Source organism: Bacillus sp. AFS031507, assembly GCF_002584635.1.
Taxonomy (GTDB): domain Bacteria; phylum Bacillota; class Bacilli; order Bacillales; family Cytobacillaceae; genus Neobacillus.
In genome coordinates this window covers 176,731-203,068 of record NZ_NUOW01000024.1, presented here as the reverse complement: position 1 = coordinate 203,068, position 26,338 = coordinate 176,731, and the positions used below count along the sequence as shown (strand labels likewise).

The 26,338-nt window shown below is 39.8% G+C and carries 26 protein-coding genes; 22 read left to right on the top strand and 4 right to left on the bottom strand.

Annotated elements, in window-relative coordinates:
- Positions 1-132 precede the first annotated feature (132 nt).
- The 5 genes from COE25_RS21070 (at position 133) to COE25_RS21050 (ending at position 4,359) form a co-directional block, all read left to right on the top strand.
- Entirely contained in the window at positions 133-822 is a 690-nt protein-coding gene (locus COE25_RS21070; RefSeq protein ID WP_088086934.1) for an ABC transporter ATP-binding protein, read from the top strand.
- The gene (locus tag COE25_RS21065; protein ID WP_098934004.1) at positions 819-2,168 is read left to right on the top strand and encodes an ABC transporter permease; all 1,350 of its coding nucleotides are present in this window, start codon (positions 819-821) and stop codon (positions 2,166-2,168) included. Before COE25_RS21070 ends, COE25_RS21065 begins: the two co-directional genes overlap by 4 nt.
- Before the next feature lie 108 nt (positions 2,169-2,276).
- Complete coding sequence (locus COE25_RS21060) at positions 2,277-2,543, top strand: phage holin (RefSeq protein WP_088086936.1); 267 nt, start codon at positions 2,277-2,279, stop codon at positions 2,541-2,543.
- A 139-nt stretch (positions 2,544-2,682) separates the two neighbouring features.
- Entirely contained in the window at positions 2,683-3,900 is a 1,218-nt protein-coding gene (locus COE25_RS21055; RefSeq protein ID WP_098934003.1) for an MDR family MFS transporter, read from the top strand.
- A gap of 234 nt (positions 3,901-4,134) precedes the next feature.
- Positions 4,135-4,359, top strand: a complete 225-nt coding sequence (locus COE25_RS21050) for a hypothetical protein (protein ID WP_098934002.1) — start codon at positions 4,135-4,137, stop codon at positions 4,357-4,359.
- Positions 4,360-4,391: 32 nt separating this feature from the next.
- Here the strand turns inward: COE25_RS21050 and COE25_RS21045 are convergent, their stop codons facing one another.
- The gene (locus COE25_RS21045) at positions 4,392-4,622 is read right to left on the bottom strand and encodes a YczF family membrane protein (RefSeq protein ID WP_098934001.1); all 231 of its coding nucleotides are present in this window, start codon (positions 4,620-4,622) and stop codon (positions 4,392-4,394) included.
- Between the two features lie 205 nt (positions 4,623-4,827).
- Here COE25_RS21045 and COE25_RS21040 point away from each other — a divergent pair, with 205 nt between their 5' ends.
- Genes COE25_RS21040 through COE25_RS21025 form a run of 4 tightly spaced genes read left to right on the top strand, consistent with a single transcriptional unit; the run spans position 4,828 to position 9,905 of the window.
- On the top strand, positions 4,828-6,414 hold the full coding sequence (locus tag COE25_RS21040; RefSeq protein WP_098934048.1) for a spore germination protein: 1,587 nt from the start codon (positions 4,828-4,830) through the stop codon (positions 6,412-6,414).
- Positions 6,411-7,628 (top strand): Ger(x)C family spore germination protein, encoded by a 1,218-nt coding sequence (locus COE25_RS21035; protein ID WP_098934000.1) that lies wholly within the window; start codon positions 6,411-6,413, stop codon positions 7,626-7,628. The genes COE25_RS21040 and COE25_RS21035 overlap by 4 nt, the downstream gene beginning before the upstream one ends.
- Positions 7,629-7,657: 29 nt before the next feature.
- Positions 7,658-8,764, top strand: coding sequence for a GerAB/ArcD/ProY family transporter (locus COE25_RS21030; protein WP_098933999.1), 1,107 nt, complete (start codon positions 7,658-7,660; stop codon positions 8,762-8,764).
- Between the two features lie 34 nt (positions 8,765-8,798).
- The gene (locus COE25_RS21025; protein ID WP_098933998.1) at positions 8,799-9,905 is read left to right on the top strand and encodes a GerAB/ArcD/ProY family transporter; all 1,107 of its coding nucleotides are present in this window, start codon (positions 8,799-8,801) and stop codon (positions 9,903-9,905) included.
- A gap of 14 nt (positions 9,906-9,919) precedes the next feature.
- Here COE25_RS21025 and COE25_RS21020 read toward each other — a convergent pair whose 3' ends face one another.
- The 3 genes from COE25_RS21020 to COE25_RS21010 all read right to left on the bottom strand — a co-directional run bounded on the left by COE25_RS21020 (position 9,920) and on the right by COE25_RS21010 (position 12,668).
- Positions 9,920-11,599 (bottom strand): PAS domain S-box protein, encoded by a 1,680-nt coding sequence (locus COE25_RS21020; RefSeq protein ID WP_098933997.1) that lies wholly within the window; start codon positions 11,597-11,599, stop codon positions 9,920-9,922.
- A 228-nt stretch (positions 11,600-11,827) separates the two neighbouring features.
- Positions 11,828-12,331 (bottom strand): GNAT family N-acetyltransferase, encoded by a 504-nt coding sequence (locus COE25_RS21015; protein WP_088086944.1) that lies wholly within the window; start codon positions 12,329-12,331, stop codon positions 11,828-11,830.
- Between the two features lie 181 nt (positions 12,332-12,512).
- Positions 12,513-12,668 carry a YpzG family protein gene (locus COE25_RS21010; protein WP_098933996.1) on the bottom strand — a complete coding sequence of 52 codons (156 nt, stop codon included), beginning with the start codon at positions 12,666-12,668 and terminating at the stop codon, positions 12,513-12,515.
- A gap of 253 nt (positions 12,669-12,921) precedes the next feature.
- Here COE25_RS21010 and COE25_RS21005 point away from each other — a divergent pair, with 253 nt between their 5' ends.
- From COE25_RS21005 to COE25_RS20945, 13 genes are all read left to right on the top strand, one after another.
- On the top strand, positions 12,922-13,281 hold the full coding sequence (locus COE25_RS21005) for a DUF3147 family protein (protein ID WP_098934047.1): 360 nt from the start codon (positions 12,922-12,924) through the stop codon (positions 13,279-13,281).
- Between the two features lie 18 nt (positions 13,282-13,299).
- Complete coding sequence (locus tag COE25_RS21000; RefSeq protein WP_098933995.1) at positions 13,300-13,671, top strand: DUF3147 family protein; 372 nt, start codon at positions 13,300-13,302, stop codon at positions 13,669-13,671.
- A gap of 191 nt (positions 13,672-13,862) precedes the next feature.
- Positions 13,863-15,041 carry an acyl-CoA dehydrogenase family protein gene (locus tag COE25_RS20995; RefSeq protein ID WP_088086948.1) on the top strand — a complete coding sequence of 393 codons (1,179 nt, stop codon included), beginning with the start codon at positions 13,863-13,865 and terminating at the stop codon, positions 15,039-15,041.
- Between the two features lie 53 nt (positions 15,042-15,094).
- Entirely contained in the window at positions 15,095-15,859 is a 765-nt protein-coding gene (locus COE25_RS20990; protein ID WP_098933994.1) for a beta-ketoacyl-ACP reductase, read from the top strand.
- A 20-nt stretch (positions 15,860-15,879) separates the two neighbouring features.
- Complete coding sequence (locus COE25_RS20985) at positions 15,880-16,329, top strand: MaoC family dehydratase N-terminal domain-containing protein (protein ID WP_098933993.1); 450 nt, start codon at positions 15,880-15,882, stop codon at positions 16,327-16,329.
- Positions 16,326-16,727, top strand: coding sequence for a MaoC family dehydratase (locus COE25_RS20980; RefSeq protein ID WP_098933992.1), 402 nt, complete (start codon positions 16,326-16,328; stop codon positions 16,725-16,727). The genes COE25_RS20985 and COE25_RS20980 overlap by 4 nt, the downstream gene beginning before the upstream one ends.
- A gap of 554 nt (positions 16,728-17,281) precedes the next feature.
- On the top strand, positions 17,282-18,055 hold the full coding sequence (locus tag COE25_RS20975) for an SDR family oxidoreductase (protein WP_098933991.1): 774 nt from the start codon (positions 17,282-17,284) through the stop codon (positions 18,053-18,055).
- Between the two features lie 202 nt (positions 18,056-18,257).
- Positions 18,258-19,427, top strand: a complete 1,170-nt coding sequence (locus COE25_RS20970; RefSeq protein ID WP_098933990.1) for a thiolase family protein — start codon at positions 18,258-18,260, stop codon at positions 19,425-19,427.
- Positions 19,428-19,840: 413 nt separating this feature from the next.
- The gene (locus COE25_RS20965) at positions 19,841-20,791 is read left to right on the top strand and encodes an MBL fold metallo-hydrolase (protein WP_179195787.1); all 951 of its coding nucleotides are present in this window, start codon (positions 19,841-19,843) and stop codon (positions 20,789-20,791) included.
- Positions 20,792-21,050: 259 nt separating this feature from the next.
- A complete protein-coding gene (locus COE25_RS20960; RefSeq protein ID WP_098933989.1) occupies positions 21,051-22,571 on the top strand; it encodes a class I adenylate-forming enzyme family protein in 1,521 nt (506 codons plus the stop codon).
- A 23-nt stretch (positions 22,572-22,594) separates the two neighbouring features.
- On the top strand, positions 22,595-23,488 hold the full coding sequence (locus COE25_RS20955; protein WP_098933988.1) for a R2-like ligand-binding oxidase: 894 nt from the start codon (positions 22,595-22,597) through the stop codon (positions 23,486-23,488).
- A gap of 26 nt (positions 23,489-23,514) precedes the next feature.
- Positions 23,515-25,038, top strand: a complete 1,524-nt coding sequence (locus COE25_RS20950; RefSeq protein WP_098933987.1) for an aldehyde dehydrogenase family protein — start codon at positions 23,515-23,517, stop codon at positions 25,036-25,038.
- 19 nt (positions 25,039-25,057) lie between these two features.
- Positions 25,058-26,266, top strand: a complete 1,209-nt coding sequence (locus COE25_RS20945) for an iron-containing alcohol dehydrogenase (protein ID WP_098933986.1) — start codon at positions 25,058-25,060, stop codon at positions 26,264-26,266.
- Positions 26,267-26,338: the final 72 nt, after the last annotated feature.

Genomic DNA, 26,338 nt, shown 5'->3' with positions numbered 1-26,338 from the left:
ATTATTCCCCCTAGGAACAAATAAAACTTAGGTATGTCTAACAAGTAATTAAAAAAATATTTTAAATTTGTGTAGGGTTCATTAAAAAAACTTCGTCTATTAGGTGTAATGAATGGGAAACAGGAGGAAATAATGATAACGATAAAAAATTTAAGCCATGATTTTGTGATTGGAAAAAAAGGAAGACAAACAATTATTCCGGTACTTAGAGATATTTCTTTGACGGTCGAAAAAGGTGAAATTGTTACGATTGTTGGTAGAAGCGGATCGGGGAAATCAACGCTTCTTAATTTAGTGAGTGGCTTTATTCATCCGAAAGAGGGTGAAATTTGGATCAGCGGGGAAAAGGTAACAGATCTGAACGAAACGAAATTTGCAGATTTTCGGATTAATAATCTAGGATTTATTTTTCAAAGCTTTCAATTGATTCCGAGCATGACTGCCTTTCAAAACGTGGAGCTGCCGCTTATTTTAAAAGGTATTAACGAAAAGGAACGAAAAATCCAAACGGAAGAAATGCTTAAAAAAGTTGGTCTGCTAGATTACCAGGATCATTATCCAGGAGAATTATCAGGCGGGCAGCAGCAGCGGGTAAGTATCGCCCGTGCGTTAATTGTTAATCCCCCGATAATTCTTGCCGATGAACCGACCGGCAGCCTTGATAGTGAAACAGAGGAAGAGTTATTGAAATTCATTAAGGAATTAAATACGGATTTAGGAATCACCTTTTTGATAATTACCCATGATGACAAGGTGGCCGATATCGGTAACCGAAAGATTGAGTTAAAAGATGGCCGTATTGTCGAGGGGGTGCTGTTATGAAGTTAAAAGATCAATTCCGCTTCGTCAGCCAGAATATGAAGAAAAATAGAACGAGAGTATTTATGACGATTCTTGCGACAGCAATGGGATGTGCCTTCCTAATTGTTCTCGCCTCTGTCGGGTTTGGCTTACAGAAATCAGTGGTAAAAGAAATTACTGAACGCAGGGTCATTACCCAAATTGATGTCCATGGCAAAGAAACAAAAGATCAAGGGGTTTTTCGTCCTTTAAATGATAAAGATATTCAAATTTTTGAAAAAGTTAAAGATGTAAAAGCTGTCACAAGAAGGAAAATGTTGCAACAGGAAAGCACCTATACGATTGGGAATTATCAAGAAGCAACGCAAACTTTTGTGGCGAATTTTCCGGCAGAAATAAAATCCGGTTTTGAATTATCTGAGGGCAGGCTGCCAAAGGGGAAAGATGAAGTGGCCGTAGGGTATAATTTCCTAACTAATCTCGCAGAAAAGGAGGCTGGCGATGATTTGTACGATGAGAAGGGTCAGGTTAAAGCGGAGTACCTCTATAAAGGTGAATTACTTGGCAAGGAAATTTCGTTAACGATCAGGCAGTTTAAAGAGGGCAAACAAGTAGTAAAAACGATTCCTTTGAAGGTTGTTGGCATCTCTAAAAAGCCAACGAAAGAATGGGCCGAAGATAGAAGTGTGTTTATTTCGGATGAAATGCTAACGGAAATTGAGACGTTCACTGGAACACCAAAAGGGTACCAGCTCGATGCCAATGGTGAAGTACCTGTCGACCTGAATGTCAATAAAAACTCGTATGATGAAGTTAAAATCTATGCTAAAAACATGGAAGCCGTCCAAAGTATCTCTGATCAATTAAAAGACAAGAATTATGCTTCGTATTCAGTGGTAAATGAATTAAAAGAGGTAAATATGGTATTCATGATTGCAAAAGCAGGACTCATATTTATTGGGACGATCGCCATTTTAATCGCTTCTATCGGAATTTATAATACGATGACGATGGCGGTGACCGAGCGGGCGCCTGACATTGGAATTATGAAAGCAATCGGTGCGAATCCGAAAACAATTAAGCAAATCTTTCTGCTTGAAAGCAGTTATATTGGATTAATCGGTGCACTCATTGGTACAGTCGTTTCCTATGGGATTAGTTATACGGTGAATTTTGCGATTCCATTAATTATCAAACAGGCATTTGGTCAAGAAACGGACTTAGACATAATATTTAGTGACATCCCACTTATTTTACCAATCATTTGTATTGTAATTTGTTATGGTGTTACGATTATCTCAGGATTTCGACCAGCACAGCGGGCAACAAAAGTTGATGTATTAAAAGCAATGCGAAGAGAAGTTTAGTTACGAGGTTATCCACTGAAATTCCGTACCATTCGCGGACAACCAATTCCTAGTCCAAGCATATGTTAATAGAAAGAATGTTTAACATAAAGGAAAGGGCTGGGGAAGATGATTAACTGGAAGGTCCGATTAAGAAACCGGAACTGGGTTATCGCGTTTGTATCTCAAATTATGATTGTTGCTCAAATGGTGTTTGCGTGTTTAAATTCCTTTGGGATCATTGATTTTCAACTCACGGATGCTATTCAAAATTCTGTGTTAACCTTTTTAAATGCTGTATTTGTATTGCTGTCTATGTTAGGAATCGTACAGGATCCAACTACCAAGGGCTATGGGGACAGTGAACGGGCGTTAAAATACAAGGACCCAAATTAATTAACCCATGTCAGTTCCAAAATGGAACTGGCTTTTTTTGTTCTTAGTTATAATGGAACAGTGAGAAAATTCTTTACATTATCCACTCAAATTGTTTTACTAGATATTGACTAAAATATTCGTGAAAGGCAGTACATATATGTCAAAAGTAAAAAACTATATTGGGCAATTCCATCCAATTGTGTGGGTTTTGTTATTAGGCACAGTTTTGTCAAGAGGCTCGGCTTTTATGACGCTACCTTTTCTATCAATCTACTTATCTAGACATATGGATCTGTCACCAATCGTTATTGGGTTAACCGTAGGGATGAGTCCATTAATGGCGACCGCCGGCGGCTTTATTGGCGGCCATTTATCGGACCAGTTCGGACGTAAACCTATTATGCTGACTGCTTTGTTTGCGTTAGCATTTGTTTATTATGGGTTCACCCTTGCATCAGGACAGGGGTGGTTTATTCTCTTAAATGCACTAAACGGGCTTTGTACCTCATTCTTCGAACCAACCTCACAAGCCTTGATGGCCGATTTAACCAGCAAGGAAAAGCGGATGAAGGTTTACTCCTTGCGCTACACGGCGATGAATATCGGAGCATCCGTAGGTCCGCTTATTGGTGCATACTTGGCAAGTACGACTGCTAAGCTTTCCTTTGCGATTACGGGAACAACTTATCTTATCTATGCGATTGTATTAGTTTATTTTATGAAAAAGCTGGTTATCCAAACAGATAAGATTAGTAAAAAGGTGGTATCCCTTGGGGATGCTTTTTGGATTATTAAAACAGATAAGGCCTTAAGGTATTTAATCATTGGGATTATTTTAGTTAACATTGGCTATGTTCAAATAGATTCCAATTTACCGCAGATTTTAGAAGGTAGTGTGGAAAATGGCATTGTGATTTTTTCCTCGCTCATAACGATTAATGCCTTGATGGTTGTTTTCCTTCAGATGCCAATTAGTTATGTTGCTGAAAAGTTTAGATTAATGCAGGTAATGGTAATCGGTGCAGTCTTTATGGCGGCAGGTTTAATCGCATTTAGCTTTGTAAGTGGCTGGGTAACAGCTATTCTTGCTATCGTGTTAATAACGCTGGGTGAAATATTAATCTTTCCTTCCAACAGTATAATGATTGATCAATTGGCCCCTGAGCATTTGCGCGGCACTTATTTCGGAGCAGCTCAATTCCGGAAAATTGGGAATTTTCTTGGGCCAATCATTGGCGGCTACCTACTTAGCCAGTATCAAGGACAAATTATGTTTTGGCTTATTGCTCTAACAACAATAGGAAGTATCGTGTTCTTTTCAGCTGGAAACAAAGTTTTCATTGAGACTAAAGCTAGCATTGAAAAAACGACTTAAAAAGATAAAAAAATGCCTGTGGTGATGAAAACCAGAGGCATTTTTCATATCTTTAATTCCAGGACTCTTGAACCAAATTATTCATTTATTACCATAATGTCTATAATTTACCAATTTTTTGTTAAAATAAGAAGAAGAGATATGGTAAGAGGATATTTAGGTTTGAACCTTGGTGGTACTTCTTTGTTGTTTTTGGAATAGAATTAATTATCCATTGGGAAAGGGGTCCTTAAAATGTGGTTTTGGATTTCTATTTCTGCTCTTTGTTTCGTCCTATTGCTGATTGTAGAGGAATTCATCTACTATTTTTGGAACCGTTATGTGTATGGTGCAAATTATGAAAGAAAGAGGAGATGGTGGAGTAAACTGTCTATTGCAGGTGTTATTTTTAAACGAGTGTTCCATAAAAGAGAAAAAGAAATATCGAATTCTAATTCAGATAAGGGCTTGCCATTGTAAGGTAAGCACTTATCTTTTTTTTATTTTAAATTCTAGTTAGAAGAATTCCCCTTTTTCCTATTTAAAAAAGCACCTATGGAATCAATGACGTAAAACAATATAAATAATAAAACAATAATATATTCAGCTGTCTCCATAACCCTAAAAGGATTTAATGCCTTCCAAAAAATCCCTGAAATACTTATTCCCATCAAAAGATCCAATGAAATAATTAGTATTAAACTGAAAGCCGCCAGCAGGGTTGTTACAAATAATATTTTCAACCTCATCACACCTTTAGGAATCATATTGTTTTTATTGTTCTTTTCTAAGCAGTTCCTTATTCGGAACTGAAAATGTTAAGAATGCTAGTATAAAAACCGATTTCAATAGGATAAAGTGATATACCTTGGGCAATATATCCAGTATTGGGAGAAAAGTGTTCAAAAAATATTAAGGGAGGCGGATATTGTGTCGATTTTATCTAAAATGCTTAAAAATAAACAAAAAAAGAGACAGGACGATAATTATAGGCAAAAACAAGATCCGCAAAAACCGGAGGACTTGCCAATCTTAAGAGATTATCAAGAGAATATATCCCGTATCAAAGAGGAAGTTGGCAATAGTACCGACATTAACGTTCGCGAGTTTAAGATTGGTGCATATAAAGGTGCTCTTGTTTATGTTGACGGATTAGCAAGTTCAATAGCAATAGCAGACTATATATTGGAAACAGCAATGGAAATCATGGTACCCAATGAACCAGTCGATATATTTCAATTCATGCTCGATAAAACAATGGCACTAGGAAGTGTCCAGACCATTGAGAATTGGAACCAAGTATATGATTCATTGTTTTCAGGAGATACAGTCATCTTTTTACAGGGATGCAACAAAGCGATCAGTGGCGAAACCAAAGGATGGGAAAGGCGCGCGATTTCCGAACCTACCACACAACTATCGATTCGTGGTCCAAAGGATTCTTTTACAGAAACCCTTCGCACGAATACAGCATTAATTCGCCGCCGGATTAAAAGTCCAAATTTAAGAGTGGACTCCATGAAAATAGGAGCTGTGTCCCAATCAGATATCGCAATTATGTATATTAAAGGCATTGCCAATGAAAAAATTGTTTGCGAGGTCAAAGAAAGGCTTAATCGAATCGATATCGATTCGGTCCTTGGTTCTGGATATATAGAGCAATTGATTGAAGACCAAACATGGACAACATTTCCAACCACCTACCATTCAGAAAGGCCCGATGTCGTGACATCACATTTACTGGAAGGCAGAATTGCGATAGTAGTTGATGGGACTCCGTTTGTTGTTACAGTTCCAGCTATTTTTATTCAATTTTTCCAGGCTCCGGATGATTACTATTCACGGTTTGACATTTCAACAGGAATACGTTTGTTAAGAATTTTATCCTTCCTTATCGCAGTTATTGGACCTTCTGTTTATATTGCTGCGACCACTTTCCATCAAGAGATGATCCCGACGACGATGGCCATCGCGATTGCCGCACAGCGTGAAAATGTTCCCTTTCCAGCCTTTGTTGAGGCATTAATCATGGAGGTAACATTTGAAATTTTAAGGGAGGCGGGTCTTAGGCTTCCACGGGCTGTTGGTCAGGCCGTATCGATTGTAGGGGCTCTCGTAATTGGCCAGGCAGCAGTACAGGCTGGGTTTGTCTCTCCTGTAATGGTTATTGTCGTTTCAATCACCGCTATCGCAAATTTTTCCACACCGGTTTTTGCGATGGCGATAGCAGCAAGATTAGTTCGCTTTGTCCTGATGGGATTAGCTGCGATTTTGGGATTTTATGGAATCATGTTAGGGATTATGTTCATGTCCATTCATTTATGTTCGCTTCGCTCGTTTGGAATTCCATACATGATGCCGCTCGCACCATTCAACATCCATAATCAACAAGACGCATTCGTTCGCTTTCCTATCTGGTCTATGAAAAATAGACCCATGTTTATTAGTAAAGGCAATATGAGGAGAACTGGAGATAATCAAAAACCTGGGCCACCCAAATCAACGGAAAATCAACCTAAAAATGGTGAAGAATGATGAAAAAATATTTCATTATTATTTTGATATTAATCATGTCTCTGCCGATCCTGAGCGCTTGCTGGAACCAGAAAGAACTTACTGATTTGGCCTTTGTAATGGCACTTGGTATTGATAGGGGTGAGGACGATCTGTACCATCTTTCGTTTCAGCTTGTTAATCCAGGCAACGTTTCAGCTGGGCAAGGTGGAGGAGGAGGCCAGGGGCTGCCGATAGCCGTTTATAAAAGCACTGGTAGAACCATTACTGAAGCGTCAAGAAATGCAACGAAAAAGGTTTCGCGCCGTTTATATTATGCACACACTAATTTAGTCGTTGTTAGTGAAGAGGTGGCGAGTGATAGAACACTGATGCTTAATCTGTTGGATGCCTTTGCTAGGGATCCAGAGTTTAGAACAACTACAGAGTTAATTATTGCAAGAGATTCTACAGCAGAGGAAATAGTTACTACTCTGACTATTCTCGATAAACTGCCTGTCACCAAAGTCACAAAAGAAATCAAATCTACTGAAGCTATGAAGGGGGAAAATATAAGTGTAAGTATAGATGATATCATTGATGGAATTGTCGACAGTGGGAAAGAGCCTATTCTAAACGGTTATCGACTAATTGGTCAAAAAGAAGAAGCCAATAAAGCAACTAATTTGCAAAAAACAACAACCCATGCTTTCCTCTCAGCTGATGGCTTAGCGGTTATTAAAGAGGGTGCATTGATCGGTTGGATAGAGAGTAACAAGGCTCGTGGAGTGATCTGGGTCTTAGATAAAGCGAAGAGTACCGATATCACACTTAAGTGGAAGGGGAAGAAAAACGCCATTAGTATGGTGCCAATTAGATCAAAAACCAAAGTTTCAACCATCTTTAAAAATGGGAAACCTGTAATAAATATTAAAATTGAGAATGAAGGCTGGATTAGTGAAGCGAATACAGCAATAGAATTGATGGATCCAAAAACGATTGGAAAAATTGAAAAGTTAGCTGAAAAAGAAATTAAAAAGGAAATACAGTCTTCTGTAAAGGAAGCCCAGAAACTAAAGTGTGATATCTTCGGGTTTGGTGATAATGTACATAAAGCTAATCCTAAACTATGGAAGAAGCTTAAAGGGGATTGGAACGATTATTTTGCAGACCTAGAAGTGAATGTTAAGGTAGATTCCTATGTGCGGCGCGAAGGGGTTCGGACAAATCCGTTTTGGTCAGACATTAATAAATAATGCGGTATAAGGAGGGGGGACAATCGTGCATGGAAAAGGCAAAAATAAGTGGATCCCAATTGTTCGTTCTGATCGTTTTGTTTGAAATGGGTAGTGCGATTCTTCTTGGTCTCGGAGCAGAAGTGAAACAGGACGCCTGGATTGCTATTTTGTTCGGTTTAGCTGGGGGAATCATTGTCTTTTTTATTTATTACCGCTTATATATGTACTATCCTGATCTGCCCTTAACTAGTTATCTTCAAAAAATTTTAGGAAAATGGTTTGGCAGGTTTATTGGGTTATTATATATTGTCTATTTTATTTATATTGCGTCAAGGGTATTGCGAGATTTTGGAGAGTTATTAACCACAACGATTTATAATAGCACTCCGCTATTTGTTGTCAATTCCTTAATGATCCTTGTTATTATCTATGGGATCCATAAGGGGTTTGAAGTTTTAGCCCGAGTTGGAGAAATTTACTTTGGAGTTGTCTACCTGACGGCGATTTTAGGCATGCTGCTAATTACCTTTTCGGGTTTAATTCATTTGAGTAATCTAACCCCGATCTTAGAGCATGGATTGAAACCTGTTATTAAAACATTTTTAACCACAACCCTCACCTTTCCCTTTGGGGAAATGGTGGTCTTTACGATGCTGCTCCCATTTTTAAATGATAAAAAGAATGCCAAAATAGTTTGTTTGGGTGGGATGATATTAGCGGGTATAAATATTACAATAACTGCTGTAATAAATATTTCTGTTTTGGGTGCAGGTCTCTTTCAGCGGTCCACTTTCCCCTTATTAACCACAGTAGGAAGAATCCAAATTGCGGATTTTATCGAACGTTTAGATGTATTATTTATGCTCTATTTAATCATTGGTGGTTTCTTTAAAATTTCCATTTATTATTATGCTGCAGTGGCCGGGGCTGCTGATATCTTTCAATTTAAAAACCAACGTAAGCTGGGGTTTCCAATTGGAATGATCGTTTTATTTTCATCAATAACGATTGCATCTAATATTGCAGAATTTCTCAAGGAGGGGCTCGTTATTGTGCCGATTTATTTGTCTTGGCCTTTTCAAATCATCATCCCCTCTATCTTACTAATCATTGCTTTTTTTCTTAATAGGAAGAAACAAACTAGCTCTGCTTAAATAAATAACCCTGTTTAAGGGGGGACAATCGTAGATGGAAAAGGCGAAAATAAGTGCAACCCAATTGTTCGTCCTGGTCGTATTGTTTGAAATGGGAAGTGCTATTCTTGTGGGGATTGCATCAGATGCAAAACAGGATGCTTGGATAGCCATTTTGCTCGGTTTAACTGGCGGTATCATGATCTTTTTTATTTATTACAAATTATATATATATTATCCTGACCTGCCCTTAACGAGTTATGTTCAAAAAATAACTGGAAAGTGGCTGGGACGTTTTATAGGATTATTATATATAGTCTATTTTATTTATTGTGCATCAAGGGTATTGCGAGATTTTGGAGAGTTATTAACAACGACTATTTATAATAGTACTCCGTTATTTGTTATCAATAGCTTGATGATTATTACCATTATCTATGCAATCCATAAAGGGTTTGAAGTCTTAGCCCGAGTTGGCGAAATTTACTTTGGGGTTGTCTACCTGACGGCGATATTAGGAATGATGTTAATTACCTTTTCTGGGTTAATTCATTTGGGAAATCTAAAACCAATCTTAGAGAATGGGTTGAAACCAGTAATAAAAACATTTTTAAGTCAAACCATCAACTTTCCTTTTGGAGAAATGGTCGTCTTTACGATGCTGCTCCCGTTCATAAATGATAAAAAGAAGGCTAAAATAGTCTGTTTAAGTGGAATGATATTAAGCGGAATAAATATTACTATTACAGTTGTAGTAAATATTTCTGTTTTGGGTGTGGAACTCTTCCGTCGATCCAATTTCCCCTTATTAACCACAATAGGGAGAATCCAAATTGCCGATTTTATCGAACGTCTCGATGTATTATTTATGCTCTATCTAGTTATTGGGGGTTTTTTTAAGATTGCAATCTACTATTATGCTGCAGTTGCTGGTGCTGCGGATATCTTTCAAATTTCAAACCAACGTAAGCTTGGGTTTCCAATTGGAATGATCGTCTTATTTGCATCCATTACCATTGCATCTAATTATGCGGAACATATAAAGGAAGGGCTAGTAATTGTACCCACTTATTTACATTGGCCTTTTCAAATCATCATTCCTTCCGTGTTATTAATTATTGCTTTTTTCCGAAATCGGACGAAAAAGAAAAGCCCGTCATAATAGACGAGCTAATCCTAGTTGTTTTCCACTTTTTCAGGTATAGAGTGCTTAATTTTCTTAAGGTCCTTTTGCTTGACCGGTAAGGAAATTTGAACAGATGTCCCTTGTTTTTTCTGGCTTTCAAAACGGATGGTTCCCTGATGTGATTGAACAATCTTGAAACTAACCGTTAAACCTAACCCGGTCCCTTTTTCTTTAGAAGAGTAGAAGGGTTCTCCAATTTTCTCTAATCTCTCTTTTGAAATACCGCAGCCAGTGTCTTTAATGGTAATTAACACATGACTTTGTTCTAATTGCTCTAGAACAATAGAGACTGTTCCACCATTTTGGCTTGCTTCAATCGAATTTTTAATCACATTGATAAACAATTGCTTGAGTTGATTTGGTTCGCATTCAATCCATATGTCGTTTTTTGGAAAAAGAGAATCAATTTGAACATTATATAAACTGGCTTCGGTGTTTAATAATGAAATGACATCCATTAAAAGCTTCTGAAGATCTGCTTTGGTATATTTTAATAGCTGAGGTTTTGCCAATAACAAAAGCTCACCAACAATGTCATTGATACGATTTAATTCGTCGAGCATAATTTGATAAAAAAATTGATGCTTCTCATCTTCCATTTGTAAAAGTTGGACAAATCCTTTTAATGACGTCAGCGGATTCCGAATTTCATGGGCAACGCTGGCAGATAATTCACCAACGATTGATAGCTTTTCTGTCCTGCGAAGACGTTCTTCTGCATCCCTTAAGGTGGTCACATCACTGCCATAGCCAATAATTCCAGCGATATTTCCATTAATAATGATCGGAAGGGAAGTACATTGTAAGATAATCCGATTCCCGTTTGCATGTGGTATATCCAGCTCATACATGACCGGTTTTATTTCTTCCACAACAGTGGAAATGAACTTTGGAAGATATCGTTTATACCTTTTCGGTAATAATTGTTTTACATTTTTCCCAATCGCTTCTTCCCGTTTGAAGCCTGTAATGACATCATACTGTGGGTTTAAATTGGTAATAGTTCCGCCTAAATCCATCATATAAACAATATCTGGACTGTATTCAAATAATGACTTATATTGTTGCTGACTCTCTGCTAATTTTAAGGCCATTTCCTTTTTTTCGGTAATATCACGTCCAATGATGACCAAACCTTGTCGACTGCCATCTTCGTGAAATAGTGGTACTTTAATCGTGTCAAATATTTTTACTGATCCATCTGGAACAGTAAGGACTTCCTCTATTCGAGTGATTTCTCGATTAATCCAAGCTTCTTCATCAGAAGTTTCACAAAATCTGAGAGCATCACCGTAAAAGTCTGTATACTCGGCTAATTCCGAATCCTTTTTCCCCCGATAATCGACATTCTCAAGCTGAAACAATTGTAAACCAAATTCATTTGCTTCAATCCATCTGCCTTCACCGTCTTTAAAGTTAACAAAATCAACCATTGAATTGATTAAAGTAGATAGACGTTTCTGATCTTCCTGGGAAACATCTAACTCCTCTTTTTTACTAATGAAGAAATAAATGAACCCTCCAGTCATGGCAACATAAAAGATCTCTTTTGACCTTAACACCAACTCAATAAGTGAAGAAGGCACATATTGTTCGATTACATAATTGGACCCATATATCCAAATAATACTTGTAAAAAAGTAGAGGATGATGATCTTTATTTTATTCATGGAAATCTCCAGTTCTATTCAAGGAATAAAGTTTATTAAAAACAAGGAGTAGTGAGTATTTATTACTCCTTAGTCTATAGTACTAGATAATCCATTATTTTGGAATAATGCAACGCTTGAAATATTAATAACTATAAAAACTTTTGCTACATTATTATCTGATTGCCTACATGGAAAAGGCTTATGGAGTGTATTCCATAAGCAATCTGTTCTTCGATTTCAAGATTTTTAGAAGAGTCTTTTTCCAAGGATAATTAGATCACGTTCAATGCCATCCAGCTCAGCCACATTCGGAAGCTGTGCCCATTTTTCAAATCCAAAACTTGAGAAAAGTTTAATGCTAGGTTCATTATGACCAAAAATAAAACCAAGTAAGGTTTTGATTTGCAGACTTGGACAGGCATCGATTGCTTTTTGGATTAAATATTTACCAAGTTTCCGACCTCGAAAGTCGGGATGAATATAGATACTAATTTCTGCAGTCGCATTATAGGCAGGCCTGCCGTAAAAAGATTGGAAACTAACCCATGCGCAGATTTCTCCTTGGTTTTCTACAACCCATAATGGACGAAAGGTTGATGAATGTTCGTTAAACCATTGAACTCTGTTTTCTACTGATATTGGTTCAAGATCGGCTGTAACCATCCTACTTGCTATGGTTGTATTGTATATATCAACAATTACAGGCAAATCACACATATCGGCATCTCTAATTGTAAAGTCATCAAACATGTCATGTTCCACTCCCGTTTTTTTTCTTAATAGATTTTATGATATCTTTTGGAACAAACATTATCAATATTGTAATAACAAATTACTTAGAAAAAGAAAAACCTTTTCTCGAAATTGCTATTCGAGAAAAGGTCATTTCTAATGACAGTAATTGTTATGCTGCCATTACTCGTTTCTTTGCCTAAACCCAACGGTGGGCCTTGGCATTGCTCCTTAAGATGATCGTGTTGTGCGTCACTTGAGTTTGCCCATTCACTTGTGAATTTTGACGTTTTGGTCGCGTCGTATGTTGGTGAAAGAGCTCTGAGTGCGGATCTAAATGGTCTTTATAACTCATCTAAAATCACCTCATCAAAGGATTTGAAACGACGATATTCAAATGAATATCACTATTATCTTTTGTAAAATGACAGGAAAATAGTCATCAAACTTGAAATTAATGAGAAATCTCTTCAAAAACGTTAATAAAACGTTCACATGCATAGTCATGGAAATGAGTTAAAATGAATACATCGAATGATTGTGATTTAATTCACAAAGCAAATAATTTTTTAACTGCATGTCAAAACAATAAAAGAGGCGAATTTAAAATGGTTAGTTTATCACTTGGCGGACTGCTTCTTCGATTCCTATTGGGAGGTCTTGCTGTAGTTGCCTGTACTGTCGTAGCAAAGAAGTTAGGGGAGAAAGCTGGGGGAATATTTGCTGCATTTCCTGCTGATTACCTGGCAGCATTACTCACCATTGGTCTTGATTTTCACGGCGGTCAGCTTATTACCCATTCGATCATGTTATCTAAAGGAGCCATTTTTGGAATGGCAATCAATATTCTTGTCGCCATCCTCGCAGGCTATCTGCTTCCTAAGATAGGTTGGAAAAAAGGAATCCTCCATGCAATGGCTTGTTGGTTTACTGTATCAATTGTTGTTGTATTCATTACATCTCATTAAATGAAAAAGGTGGACAACATGAATAAAAAAGACTTATTTATTCGGTTTTTACTAGGTGGGGCAGCAGTCTCCCTAAGTTATCTTATAACTATTATTTCCCCATGGAAGATTCTTGCCGGTATTTTTGCCGCTTTTCCAGCCGTTATGCTGACAGCCGTTATTATGGTGGGAATTGCCTCGGGGACTATGAAAGCAACAAATATTGCTAGAGGCTCCATATATGGAATGATTGGTGGAATCATTTGTGTAATAACAGTTTTAATAACATTGGAAACCAGTGAAAATTGGATTTTTAGTATCATTCTAGGTCTCCTATTTTGGCTTGGAAGTTCACTTACCATTTCCACCTTGAGAGAGCGGGCAGCAAGAAAAGTAATTAGTCATGTATAGTTAACAAAAAATTCTTTGGCGCCATTGCTAGAGAATTTTTTTTATTAGGAAAATATTAACTTGTATTATCTGAAAGTTCGGAATAAAATAAAGTTAACATACCAACCGGTAGGTATGCCTACAAACGGTTCAGCATATTATATTTTAACGGCATTAAATTTGATGTTAAGAATAAGAATGGAGTGAATGGTATGTATTTACGATTGACTGATGAACAAAAAATGGTACAAAAAACAATTAGAAGATTCGTAGAAAAAGAACTTATTCCCCTTGAAAACGATGTACTCCGCAATGAACGAGAAGGTAAACCGAGTCTTCCTGCAAGTAAACTAAAAGAGCTGCAACTTAAAGCAAAGGAAGCTGGTTTTTGGGGAATTAACACTCCAGAGGAATATGGTGGTGCAGATCTTGGTCAAATGATGATGGCAATTGTGTTAATGGAAGTTTCAAAAACCTTTGTCCCATTCCAGTTCGGCGGTGGAGCAGATAATATTCTTTACTATGGTAATGAAGAACAAAAGAAAAAATACTTACTTCCGACGATTAATGGCGAGAAAAAGTCTTGTTTTGCAATGACCGAGCCAGGAGCTGGTTCCGATACCAGAAATATCAAAATGACAGCAGTGAAAGACGGCAGTGAATGGGTTCTAAATGGTGAAAAAACGTTTATTACCGGCGGAAACGAAGCGGACTTCGTTATGGCGATAGCGATTACGGATAAAGAACGACATCAATCAACACAAGGCCGCGAAGGGGTTACATGCTTTATTGTCGATCGCGATATGGGCTGGAAATCAGAGTATATACATACAATGGGAGAATGGGGTCCAGCCGGCTTAGTTTTTGATAATGTCCGTGTTCCGGAGGAAAATATCCTTGGTGAATTACACAAGGGCTATAATCTTGGTCTCGAGTGGATTGGGTTTGCACGCTGGGTTGTTGGGGCAAGAGCAGTCGGTGCCGCAGAACGCTTGCTGCAAATGGCGATTGATTATGCCAAGGAACGGGTTACATTTGGGAAACCCATTGCCGAAAGACAAGCAATCCAATGGCAAATCGCAGATTCTGCGGTTGAAATTGAAGCGGCAAGATGGCTAGTCTTGAACGCTGCCTTTACTCTAGATCATGGGGAAGATAATCGACACGTAGCATCGATGGCAAAATTATATGGTGCAAATATGGGCAACAATGTCGTCGACCGTGTCCTTCAAATTCACGGCGGGATGGGGTATACAAGAGAATTACCAATTGAGCGCTGGTATCGTGAAGCCAGACTATGGAGAATTTACGACGGCACAGACGAAATCCAACGAATGATTATCGCACGTAACCTGATTAAAGGTCATGTGAAGATCGGCCAATACGTGTAAGAAAATAAATGTAAGCGCAATCTATAAATTTATTAAACTCAGGAGGAATAGAAATGGCAGGCAGATTTACGGGAAAAGTTGCTTTTGTTACGGGTGGAAGCCGTGGAATCGGCAAAGGGATTGTCGAGCTTTTTGCACAAGAAGGAGCAAAGGTAGCTTTAATAGATTTGAACGAAGAAGCGTTAAGTGAAACAACCAGTGAATTAAAAGAAAAAGGTTATGACGTTTATTCAAAAGTTGCAAACGTGGTTGATGCCGAGCAGGTTGAAGATGCCATGAAAGAGGTTTATGAGGAATTTGGCTCCGTAGATATCCTCGTGAATAATGCCGGGGTAATCCGCGATAATCTATTTTTTAAAATGACTGATTCAGATTGGGAGACCGTTATGGATGTGCACTTAAAAGGATCATTCAATGCGGCCCGTGCTGCTCAAAAATATATGGTCGAAAATAAATATGGGCGTATCATCAATATTTCTTCGACATCAGCACTTGGAAATCGCGGTCAAGCTAATTATGCGGCGGCAAAGGCCGGCTTGCAGGGCTTTACAAAAACACTCGCAATTGAGTTGGGAAGATATGGGATTACAGTAAACTCAGTGGCGCCTGGATTTATTGAAACAGAGATGACGAAGGAAACCGCTGCCAGAATCGGCATTCCATTTGAGCAATTAATTCAAGCGAGTGTGGCACATATTCCAGTCGGCAGAAGTGGCAAGCCAGAAGACATTGCCAATACAGTAGCCTTCTTTGCTGATGAAAAATCATCGTTCGTGAATGGTCAAGTTATCTATGTTGCCGGCGGACCAAAATGTTAATTAGGTGAGGTGAAGATGAATTGTTTAAAGACCAGATAGGCAAACAATCAAACAAAGTTAAAAATGACGTTGAAAGAGGAGCCGTCAAAAAATTTGCGGAGGCGATTGGTGACCTTCATCCCATTTATTTTGATGAAGAAACTGGAAGAAATTCAAGAAACAAAGCCAACATTGCACCTCCTACCTTTCCAAGAACTTTTGATTATGGTGTCATCGAAGGATTAAATCTTCCCAATAAAGGTTTAATCCACGGAGAACAAACATTTCATTACAAGCGGCCATTAAAGGTTGGCGAAACAATTTACTGTTATACCAAAGTAAAAAGCTACTTTGAGAAAAAAGGGAACTTTGGGGAGATGGGATTCCTGGTTGTGGAAAATTACGGCGAGGATCTATCCGGCGCTTTAATTTTTAGCTCATCCTCAACGATTGTCATCTCTGAAGCTGTGAGGAAGGTGTTGGCACGATGAGTATTCTTTCTGAATTACAAGTTGGAGAATCGGTCAAAGAAATTCAACTGGCGCCTGTATCGCGGCTTGACTTAATCAAGTATGCAGGTGCATCAGGAGACTTTAACCCAATACACACGATTGATGATGAGGCGAAAAAAGCGGGATTACCAGGAATAATTGCCCATGGAATGTGGACAATGGGGAACCTTGCAAAGCTTTTTACTTCTTATTATGAAGAAGGCTTTGTACAGGATTACTCGATCCGTTTTAAAGGAATGGTATTTTTGAATGATGTAATTACGCTGAAAGCGACGCTTAAGGAAAAGCTGGATCAAAATTTGCGCTTTACTGTCCAAGCAGTCAATCAACAAGGAAATGAAGTATTAAAAGGTGAGGTATTGTACCGCCAATATTAATTGCATTAAGTAAATTTAGACCCGGCACCAAGAAGAAAAAACCCTTCTTGTTGCTGAACTATAACCCGAATAATGGACACTTAAAAAAAGTCCCTTATTCGGGTTTTTTGTGTCCCCTGGATTAAAACCCGTTTATATTCATTTAGAGGATATAACCGGAGGAAAGTTGGAATGAGTAAAATTATATTTAACGAGATTCAGATTTTGAAAAAAAGTATCCAATAGCTGCTTGTTTTTTGAAGGAACAGGCAGCTTATTCTTTATTGGTAGAATAACTTCTTCACATTGTTGGTGAAGGTGAACAGGTTATTAATGATTAGCGACGCTTTGGATTATTTAATTAATATGTTTTTAATATATTAATGAAAAAATTGACGAATAATTAGATGTTGAATATTATGAAAATTTTGATATCATTATGGGTATCTACATACCAACTGGTTAGTATTTAGTTGTTGTCTGTAAATTTGAGGGATACGCTGGAAGCTTTTCACCAGTTTCGGTTGTCAAAGGGCTCAATGAATAATGACGCTTTTTAATAGGGGGAACGATCAATGAATGTGAAAGAGTTGTTTGATTTAACGGGTAAAGTAGCAATTGTAACAGGTGGCGGCAGGGGACTTGGCCAGCAGATTGCAGAAGGCTTTGCGGAAGCGGGTGCAAATGTTGTTGTTTGTTCAAGAAAATTGGAAGCGTGTAAGGAAGTAAGCAAAGGTTTAAACAGACTGGGTGTGGAGAGCTTCGCCTTAAAATGTGATGTCACCAACCCGGAGGATATTAAGAATGTCGTTGAGCGGACAATGGAACGATTTGGGAGAATTGACATTCTTGTAAATAATAGTGGCGCCTCATGGGGAGCACCGGTCGAGGAAATGCCGCTCGAAGCATGGAAGAAAGTAATGGATGTCAATGTTACTGGTACGTTCTTAATGTCACAAGCAGTTGGAAAAGTGATGCTCGAACAACAATCTGGAAAAATAATTAACATTGCATCGGTGGCTGGTTTAAAGGGCAGTAATCCAAAGTATATGAATGCAATTGGCTATAACTCTAGTAAAGGGGCTGTGATTACTTTTACTAAAGATTTAGCTGTTAAGTGGGGACCTAGTGGCATATATGTAAATGCAATTGCTCCAGGTTTTTTCCCGACGAAAATGTCAAAAGGGCTGCTTGACCAAGGGGGAGAAGCCATTCTTGAAGGGACACCATTAAGGAAATTTGGTACCGATAATGATCTTAAAGGAGTTGCCTTATTCCTAGCTGCACCAGCGTCGGACTTTGTGACGGGAGATATCGTTGTTGTGGATGGCGGGGCCCATGCAATGTAGATATTGTCACCAAAATGAGCTTCGACGATTGAATTAGCAGATTCGCTGATAGAAGTATGAAAATCGCTGATTGAATACAATAATCTACGGATAGAATCCTATTTTATTTAATAAATAGCTCTTAAATGAGTTCTGCCTACGGAAAAAATCAAAACTTATCCTGAAAAATAATAATATTCAAATCCTAGGGGTGAATAGCGTAATGAAAAGAGATGCAGTCATCGTTTCAGCCGTCAGAACAGCGATAGGTAGGCAAGGTAGTGCACTTGCTGGTGTTCCTGCCCATGTATTGGGAGCAGAGGTCATTAAAGAAGCCGTTAAACGCGCTAAAATTAAACCGGAAATCATAGACGATGTTATATTTGGAAATGTCTTATCTGGCGGTGGAAATATTGCTAGATTAACAGCCTTACAGACAGGGTTAGCAATGGAGTTGCCTGGTTTAACTGTTGACCGCCAATGTGGATCCGGACTCAATGCCATCAATCTTGCTGCCCAAGCCATACGTGCCGGGGATGGCGATGTCTATATTGCCGGCGGGACGGAAAGCATGAGCCGGGCCCCGTATTTGATGGATCGACCAGAAAAACCGTTCAGCCCTGCACCGCCAAGTTTCAGAAAATCGCAGCTGTCACCAAAGGAAATTGGTGATCCGCCAATGGGTATAACAGCTGAAAACCTGGTGGAAAAATATCAGATTACAAGAGAAGAACAGGATCAATTTGCCCTACAAAGCCAACAGCGGATGGCGATTGCGATGAAGGAGGGGCGTTTTGATGAACAAATTGTCCCAATCACGATTCCAGTCAAAAAGGGCGAATCATTTATTTTTAAAATTGATGAGCACCCGCGTCCGCAAACGACCTATGAGACTTTGGCGAAGCTGCAGCCAGCTTTTCTAAAAGGGGGTACAGTTACAGCGGGCAATAGCTCGGGCTTAAATGATGCGGCATCAGCACTAGTGATTATGTCAAGAGAAAAGGCAGAGGAATTAAATCTAACCCCTCTAGCAGTAATTCGCGCCTATGCCGTTACGGGTGTAGACCCGAACATTATGGGAATTGGACCTGTTCCAGCTGTAAAAAAAGTGCTCCAAAAGTCAGGATATTCGTTAAATGATATCGACGTCATTGAAATAAATGAAGCGTTTGCGGCACAGGTATTAGCATGTAATCGCGAACTCGAGATGGACCTTGAAAAAGTAAATATAAACGGTGGTGCCATCGCCCATGGACATCCACTCGGCGCAACAGGTGCCATCCTGGTTACAAAAGCAGTCTATGAATTAAAACGATCAGCTGGAAAATATGCGCTGATCACCGCCTGTATCGGCGGCGGACAAGGAATTGCAACGATCATTGAACGCGAATAATTCGTGCTGTTAGGCCTCTCAGGGGTAGTAGAGGCAGACATGCCTCCTACCTTGTTAAAGAAGTAAAAGGGTTTTCATGAAATGACAGCGTTATGAATTTACAAAGTTTGCCGGGGGCGGTTTTGATGGTGAATTTGAAGTGGCCGCTATTGAGGATGGAAAAATTGTCCCTATTAAGTTGAAAAAATAACAGCTCTTAATGATGAATACCCCCTTGATAAATACGTANNTACGTATTTATCAAGGGGGTTCAGGTGATTAAAACATTTTTTGAAAAAAATAAAAATTTTCATTTTTTGGATGAATCGTATTCATATTTCTAGTGAAAGTGAAATATAGTTTTGATAGTGCTTAGGTCTATCCTCCTGTCAAAGTGATAGTTAAATAATGATTTAGAAGGGAGGGGTATTAAATTGTTTAGAATTGTACCGCTTGAATTAGAAACCCATTTTGCTGAGGGGACGGTAAATGCCTTTTTGGCGATTGGAGATTCCGTTACGTTAATCGACACAGGTAACCCTGGGAAAGTGTCATTTCAACAACTTAAAAGCAAACTACATACGCACGGAGTTAAATTGAAGGAAATTGATCAGATTGTCCTTACCCACATTCATATCGACCATGCGGGTGCAATTCCTTACATTTTGGAAGAAATAGATGTGCCAATCTATGTGCATGAACAGGCGAAAGGTTCGATTAATGTTGGTGTGGACGAGTATCAACGAGTGCAGGCTTTTTTTCACCAGTTTTTAACGAACTGTGGTGCCAACCCACTCAATCACATCATCGAACGGCCATTTAAAGAGGAAAAGTGGCGGAATATTACCTATCTAAATGAAGGTGATGTTATTCCTTTAGGTGGAAAGGAGTTTGAGGTAGTTCATGTTCCCGGCCACAGCCAATCTGATATTTTACTATGGAACCAAGAAACAGGCGATACCTTTGCCGGCGACCATTTATTAAAGTCTTTTTCGGTGAATGCCTTTATCGAACCACCTAATCCGGGCGAGGTCAATCGGCCGAGGCCGTTAATGCAATACCGAAATTCGCTTGAAAAAGTAAGCCGACTGCCGTTAGAAATGATTTACCCAGGTCACGGCGAGGCATTTAGCGATCATTTATCCTTGATCAAAACAAGATTACTAGAACAAGAAAAACGATGTGAGCAAATTCTAGCGGTACTTGCAACCGGAGGAAAATGCATCTATGAAATCTGCAAGCAAATGTATCCGCGATTGCACGGAAATACAGTGTTCTTAGGATTATCACAAATACAAGGTCACTTGGATTTACTTGAAGAAAGACAGCAGGTTAGTTATGAAAAAAAAGATTCAGTTGTTATTTATCGTTCGACCTGGCAATAGTGGTAGTCCTGTGCTTTCTAGTGTTCTTTTAGATTTTGGCTGTGTTAAAGGTCATTGTTTATTTTAAAGCCTACGTTGATTGGAGCGGAAGGCGCGAGATCCTCGAAAATGCTATTTCCTTCGTGGGGTGTTGATTCAACGAAGCTTATTCAATAACCTGCGGGAGGCTTCCCGGACCGCCCGCGAATCGCACGCGCCTGGAGCGGAGATCAACAGCCAAGTTTAAAAGAGCCAAATTTTTAAAAAGGGAGCGGATGGTGTGAAGTTGAAAGACCTGCTGGAAACAAATATCGCCGAATTTGGTGAGTATCCTTTTTTATTTTACAAAGAAAAGACGTACACAAATGTTGAAACGAAGCAATACGCGGACCAATTTGCTCGTGGCTTGCGAAATCTTGGAATTGCTAAAGGCGACAGAGTAATTGTTTGTATGCCCAATTGTCCTGAGGTCCTCTTTGCCTATCAAGGGATTACTAGAGCGGGAGCAACGATTGTCCCAGTTATGTTTACTTTGCATCCAAACGAACTTCACTACATCGCACGAAATTCTGGCGCAAAAGCAGTAATTACCTCCTCCGCATTAAGGAGTAATGTTGAATGTTCATTAGAAGGATTACCGGCTAAACCACAGTTAATCGTTGTTGATCTGCCATCAGATGAGCGGGCGAAAAACTTTTATGAACTGTTTGTCCCCGCCGAAAATCAACTAGACGATGGTGGGAACTCAGATGATAAAGCAGTCATTCTATATACCTCAGGTACGACTGGAAATCCAAAAGGAGTGCTATTAACCCATAAAAACTTATATTCTAATGCCGAGAATTCGGCAAAACATAATGTAACCCAGCGAGGAACAACACTTGGTGTCCTGCCGCTTGCCCATGTATATGGCCTGACGATATCAAATATTTGCTTTTTAACAGGCAGCTCTATTGTTATTTTTTCAAAATTTGATACAAAAGAGGTATTTAAGGCGATTGAAAGATATAAGGTACAGACGTTCTCAGCTGTTCCCGCGATGATTCATGCCTTAGTATCGTATCCACACGCCGACCAATATAACACCTCCAGTCTTGAATCAGTTGGAACCGGGTCTGCACCGCTGCCGGTTGCCTTATTGCATGCTTTTGAACAAAAATTTGGCGCAAAAGTGTACGAGGGCTATGGGTTATCAGAGGCTGCACCGGTTGTTACTGCTCATCGCAAAGGGATCGAAATAAAACCAGGCTCTGTTGGAATACCGATTCCTGGGGTAGAGTTGAAAATCGTCGATGAAAATGGCAAGGAAGTTCAAGCTGGAGAAGTAGGGGAGTTAATCGTCCGAGGTGATAGTGTCACGCCCGGCTACTATCAAAATTCGGAAGAAACCAGCCGTGTCTTAAAAGATTCGTGGTTATTTACAGGCGATATGGCCCGGATCGATGACGATGGCTATGTCTATATTGTTGACCGAAAGAAGGATTTAATTATTCGAGGAGGATTTAATGTGTATCCTCGTGATGTCGAAGAAATATTAAATGCTCATGAACAAGTTTTTGAGGCAGCGGTTGTAGGTGTTCCTGATGAACGAATGGGAGAAGAAATGGTTGCCTGTGTCGTGAAAAAAACCGGTGCACAAGTAACTGTTGAGGAGCTAATTCACTATTGCCAGGAGCATTTAGCAAAAAACAAAACACCGCGAAGAATCGTTTTCCTAGAGGCACTGCCAAGGAATGGTGTTGGGAAAATATTAAAGACGCATCTCCGCAAGCAGGCATCAGAAATTGTAATCAAACCGTAAAGGAAAAAAGGAGGAAAACATATATGGAAAAAAGAACCATATTAACAACTAGCAGTCGAGGATTGCTTGAGGATTCTTTCCCGTACCGCTTATTCCAAAAAGCAAAACGGTTAGGAACCTGGAACCCCGCAGATATCGATTTCAGTCAGGACCAAAAGGATTGGCATACGATGAATGCCGAGCAGCGAGCAGATATTTTGCGGCTTATTTCTCAATTTCAAGCGGGTGAGGAAGCGGTTACGTTAGATCTCCTTCCACTGATCATGGCGATTGCGAAAGAAGGTCGTCTTGAGGAAGAAATGTTTTTGACGACCTTTTTATACGAGGAAGCGAAACATACAGAATTTTTCCGTCTAGTTTTGAATGCAATCGGGGAGCGAGGGGACTTATCTCACTTTCATACCGAAACCTATCAGAAGATTTTCTATGAGATTCTCCCAACAACAATGGAACGGCTGATTTCCGACCAATCCCCAGAAGCGATCGCCGAGGCATCCGTAGTGTACAACATGTTTGTAGAAGGAGTATTAGCAGAAACCGGTTATTATTCTTTCTATCAAACATTAGAAACCGCTAATATCATGCCAGGATTACTTGAAGGTGTCGGCAATTTAAAAAAGGATGAGTCCAGGCATATCGGCTATGGGACATTCCTTTTGCAACGGTTAATTTGTGAACATCCACATCTCTTTGATTTTGTGGCAGCCAAGATGGGCGAGCTGACCCCATTAGCAATTAGGCTAAATCAAGAAGGCATCGCGGGAAGGGAGGTAAGTGCATTCGGCGGGGATCCTGCAGATATCATGAACTTTACCTTAAAACAACTTGCAGTCCGAATGGAAATCTTAGCGCGCGCACAAGGCAAAAAAATCGAAGAGATTTATAGATACACAGATAGTGAGTTAGGAGTGCTATAAATGATTTTAGAAAAGGAGGAATTATCATGACAGTAAAGGTTGATGTGCAAACATTTCCCCATTTTATTAACGGAAAGTGGGAGCCTGCTTCCAGTCAAGAAACGTTTGATGTATTGAACCCGGCAAATGGTGAACTTGTAGCTAGAGTAGCAAAAGGAACTACGGAAGATGTTAACCGTGCTGTAAATGCGGCCCGCGAGGCATTTGATCAAGGTGACTGGAAAGACATGAAGCCAAAAGACCGAGCCAAGGTGTTATATGCCATTTCCTATCAAATTGCCGAGTATGCCGAGGAACTAGCATACTTAGAAGCGATTAGCTCAGGTGGAACAGTACGCCGAATTGGCAATAGTGATATTTTGCAAATGATTGACTTGTTCCAAACATTAGCCAATTTTACAGTTGAGTATCCATTCTCGGAAACACTGCCAGTCCCGCCATTCCCAGGACCAGCACATAATTTTATTTGGCGTGAACCAATCGGTGTATGTGCAGCGATTACTCCTTGGAACTTGCCAATGGTGATTGCTACCTGGAAAATTGCACCGGCATTAGCGATGGGGAATACAATTGTGATCAAGCCAGCCAGCTACACGCCTCTGTCCACTTTGAAGCTAGCAGAAATTATTTCAACCGTGGTCCCTCCAGGTGTAATTAACGTTGTCTCAGGTCCTGGTGCGGAAGTGGGCGAAGCTTTAGTTAACCACCCAAAGGTCGATAAAGTGGCATTCACTGGTTCGACTGAGGTTGGCAGACGAATTATGGGACTAGCTGCAGGGACGATCAAGAAAACCACACTAGAACTAGGTGGGAAATCACCTAATATCCTTTTAGAGGATGCCGATCTTAGTATTGCTCTGCCCGGAAGTCTATTTGGAGTATTTCTCCATTCTGGCCAGCTTTGTGAATCTGGGACACGTTTATTTGTACCGGATAAGCTGTATGACCAAGTGATTGCAGGTTTAGTTGCTCACACAAATAAATTAAAGCTTGGGAATCCCCTTGATCCGACCACCGATGTTGGTCCAGTAATCTCGAAAAAGCAAAAGGAAACCATCCTTTCCTATATTAAAGCAGGTAAACAAGAAGGCGCTACCCTTGTCTGTGGTGGCAATGAAGTTAAGGTTGATGGCTGTGAGGAAGGACATTTCATCGAACCAACGATTTTTACAAATGTCACCCATGATATGAAAATTGCCCAAGAAGAAATTTTCGGCCCAGTCCTCTGTGTGATTCGTTATTCAGAACTGGACGATGCGATTCGAATGGCGAATGATACGATTTATGGCTTAGCTGCAGGAGTTTGGACACGTGATGTCAATAAAGCCTACGCGGTGGCTAGAAAACTGCAGGCGGGCGTGGTCTGGATTAATGACTGGCATATGCTCAGAAGTGATGCCCCGTTTGGCGGGTACAAACAAAGCGGAATTGGCAGAGAAATGGGACAGCAATCACTCGATTCCTATACCCAGGTAAAGCATGTCCACACATCGATGTCGCCTGAACTAGAACGACGCAATTGGTATGGAATTCTGTTTGGTCAAAACTAATGAAAAGGTGAGGATGAAAATGAAAACAACCTTATCACAGTTTATGTTACGTACGGGAATATACAGCGGTTCAAACTCAAGGGCGATGGTCCCAAGTCTCTTTGCTGGTCTGGGTGCCAAACGGGTGCTCCTTTTAAGTGATAGAGGACTAGAAGCAGCAGGAATTGTTGAAAAAGTGGCCGATATTTTTTCGCTGACAGGCCATGGCTCTGGTCCAGAACTTGTCGGTCAATTTCTTGATATCAAACAGGATGCCGAAAGCAGCTGCATAAATGAAGCTGTCCGCTATGCAAGAGAAATAGGTGCAGATTCCTTACTTGCCGTTGGCGGGGGCAGTGTTCTGGATACAGTAAAAGGGGTAAAGTATGCGCTCCACAAAGGATTGACTGATATAAAAGAAGCGATCCCTGGAGGTTTGTTGTACGAGTCATTCCCAAAAGCAAATCACATGCCGATTCCCCATATTGCCATTCCGACTACCGCGGGAACCGGTTCAGAGGTATCACCGATTGCCGTTATTTTTAATGAAGAAATTAAAATGAAGACGAATATCATCAATCCGTTTATTAATGCCGATATGGCGATCTTGGATCCAGATTTAACCGTCGGACTACCACCAGTCATTACGGCATTTACTGGATTTGATGCCTTAACGCATGCCATCGAGGCGCTCGCATCACCAACCGCAACAGGTCTAACCGATGCCTATGCCCTCCATGCAATTCGCCTTATTGAAAAAAATCTACCAGTTGCCGTTTTTGATGGTTCGAACCTTGATGCCCGAATGGATTTATTGCAAGCAAGCTTAATGGGGATCACCGCTTTCAGTTTCGCCTTAAATGCGATTCCTGTTCACAATATGGCTCACGCGTACGGGGCCTTGTTCCGAATTCCACATGGCTTAGCAAATGCTGTCTTTTTACCGGTGGTCATGGAATTGGTTCCTGATTTATATCTGCCTAAGGCTGCTGAATTGGCACAAGCTTTGAACGTGGATGTAAAGGGTGATACCCCACAAACAGCGTTAGCAAAAGTGATTGGGAAAATTAAATTGCTTCAGTATAAGGTAGGATTACCGGCTGATTTCAAGCAATTCAACATTAGCGAAGAGGCACTTCAGTTGGCGATTACAGCCGTCATGAAGGACCCAGCTGCACTAAGCTTCCCAATGCCAAAAGAATTAATTGCGGCAATTGGGCAAAAGGTTGTTCCCTTGCCGGTGAAATAGATTTTTAATGTGACCCAGCCAGCGCGAAGACAAGCTGGCTGGGTTTAATAAATTGCTGAATTTAGTTATACA

What these genes read in the sequence shown, in the direction of transcription:
- COE25_RS21070 (WP_088086934.1), top strand. Translation starts at nt 133, where the DNA reads ATGATAACGATAAAAAATTTAAGCCATGATTTTGTGATTGGAAAAAAA.
- COE25_RS21065 (WP_098934004.1), top strand. Translation starts at nt 819, where the DNA reads ATGAAGTTAAAAGATCAATTCCGCTTCGTCAGCCAGAATATGAAGAAA.
- COE25_RS21060 (WP_088086936.1), top strand. Translation starts at nt 2,277, where the DNA reads ATGATTAACTGGAAGGTCCGATTAAGAAACCGGAACTGGGTTATCGCG.
- COE25_RS21055 (WP_098934003.1), top strand. Translation starts at nt 2,683, where the DNA reads ATGTCAAAAGTAAAAAACTATATTGGGCAATTCCATCCAATTGTGTGG.
- COE25_RS21050 (WP_098934002.1), top strand. Translation starts at nt 4,135, where the DNA reads ATGTGGTTTTGGATTTCTATTTCTGCTCTTTGTTTCGTCCTATTGCTG.
- COE25_RS21040 (WP_098934048.1), top strand. Translation starts at nt 4,828, where the DNA reads ATGCTTAAAAATAAACAAAAAAAGAGACAGGACGATAATTATAGGCAA.
- COE25_RS21035 (WP_098934000.1), top strand. Translation starts at nt 6,411, where the DNA reads ATGATGAAAAAATATTTCATTATTATTTTGATATTAATCATGTCTCTG.
- COE25_RS21030 (WP_098933999.1), top strand. Translation starts at nt 7,658, where the DNA reads ATGGAAAAGGCAAAAATAAGTGGATCCCAATTGTTCGTTCTGATCGTT.
- COE25_RS21025 (WP_098933998.1), top strand. Translation starts at nt 8,799, where the DNA reads ATGGAAAAGGCGAAAATAAGTGCAACCCAATTGTTCGTCCTGGTCGTA.
- COE25_RS21020 (WP_098933997.1), bottom strand. Translation starts at nt 11,599, where the DNA reads ATGAATAAAATAAAGATCATCATCCTCTACTTTTTTACAAGTATTATT.
- COE25_RS21015 (WP_088086944.1), bottom strand. Translation starts at nt 12,331, where the DNA reads ATGTTTGATGACTTTACAATTAGAGATGCCGATATGTGTGATTTGCCT.
- COE25_RS21010 (WP_098933996.1), bottom strand. Translation starts at nt 12,668, where the DNA reads ATGAGTTATAAAGACCATTTAGATCCGCACTCAGAGCTCTTTCACCAA.
- COE25_RS21005 (WP_098934047.1), top strand. Translation starts at nt 12,922, where the DNA reads ATGGTTAGTTTATCACTTGGCGGACTGCTTCTTCGATTCCTATTGGGA.
- COE25_RS21000 (WP_098933995.1), top strand. Translation starts at nt 13,300, where the DNA reads ATGAATAAAAAAGACTTATTTATTCGGTTTTTACTAGGTGGGGCAGCA.
- COE25_RS20995 (WP_088086948.1), top strand. Translation starts at nt 13,863, where the DNA reads ATGTATTTACGATTGACTGATGAACAAAAAATGGTACAAAAAACAATT.
- COE25_RS20990 (WP_098933994.1), top strand. Translation starts at nt 15,095, where the DNA reads ATGGCAGGCAGATTTACGGGAAAAGTTGCTTTTGTTACGGGTGGAAGC.
- COE25_RS20980 (WP_098933992.1), top strand. Translation starts at nt 16,326, where the DNA reads ATGAGTATTCTTTCTGAATTACAAGTTGGAGAATCGGTCAAAGAAATT.
- COE25_RS20975 (WP_098933991.1), top strand. Translation starts at nt 17,282, where the DNA reads ATGAATGTGAAAGAGTTGTTTGATTTAACGGGTAAAGTAGCAATTGTA.
- COE25_RS20970 (WP_098933990.1), top strand. Translation starts at nt 18,258, where the DNA reads ATGAAAAGAGATGCAGTCATCGTTTCAGCCGTCAGAACAGCGATAGGT.
- COE25_RS20955 (WP_098933988.1), top strand. Translation starts at nt 22,595, where the DNA reads ATGGAAAAAAGAACCATATTAACAACTAGCAGTCGAGGATTGCTTGAG.
- COE25_RS20950 (WP_098933987.1), top strand. Translation starts at nt 23,515, where the DNA reads ATGACAGTAAAGGTTGATGTGCAAACATTTCCCCATTTTATTAACGGA.
- COE25_RS20945 (WP_098933986.1), top strand. Translation starts at nt 25,058, where the DNA reads ATGAAAACAACCTTATCACAGTTTATGTTACGTACGGGAATATACAGC.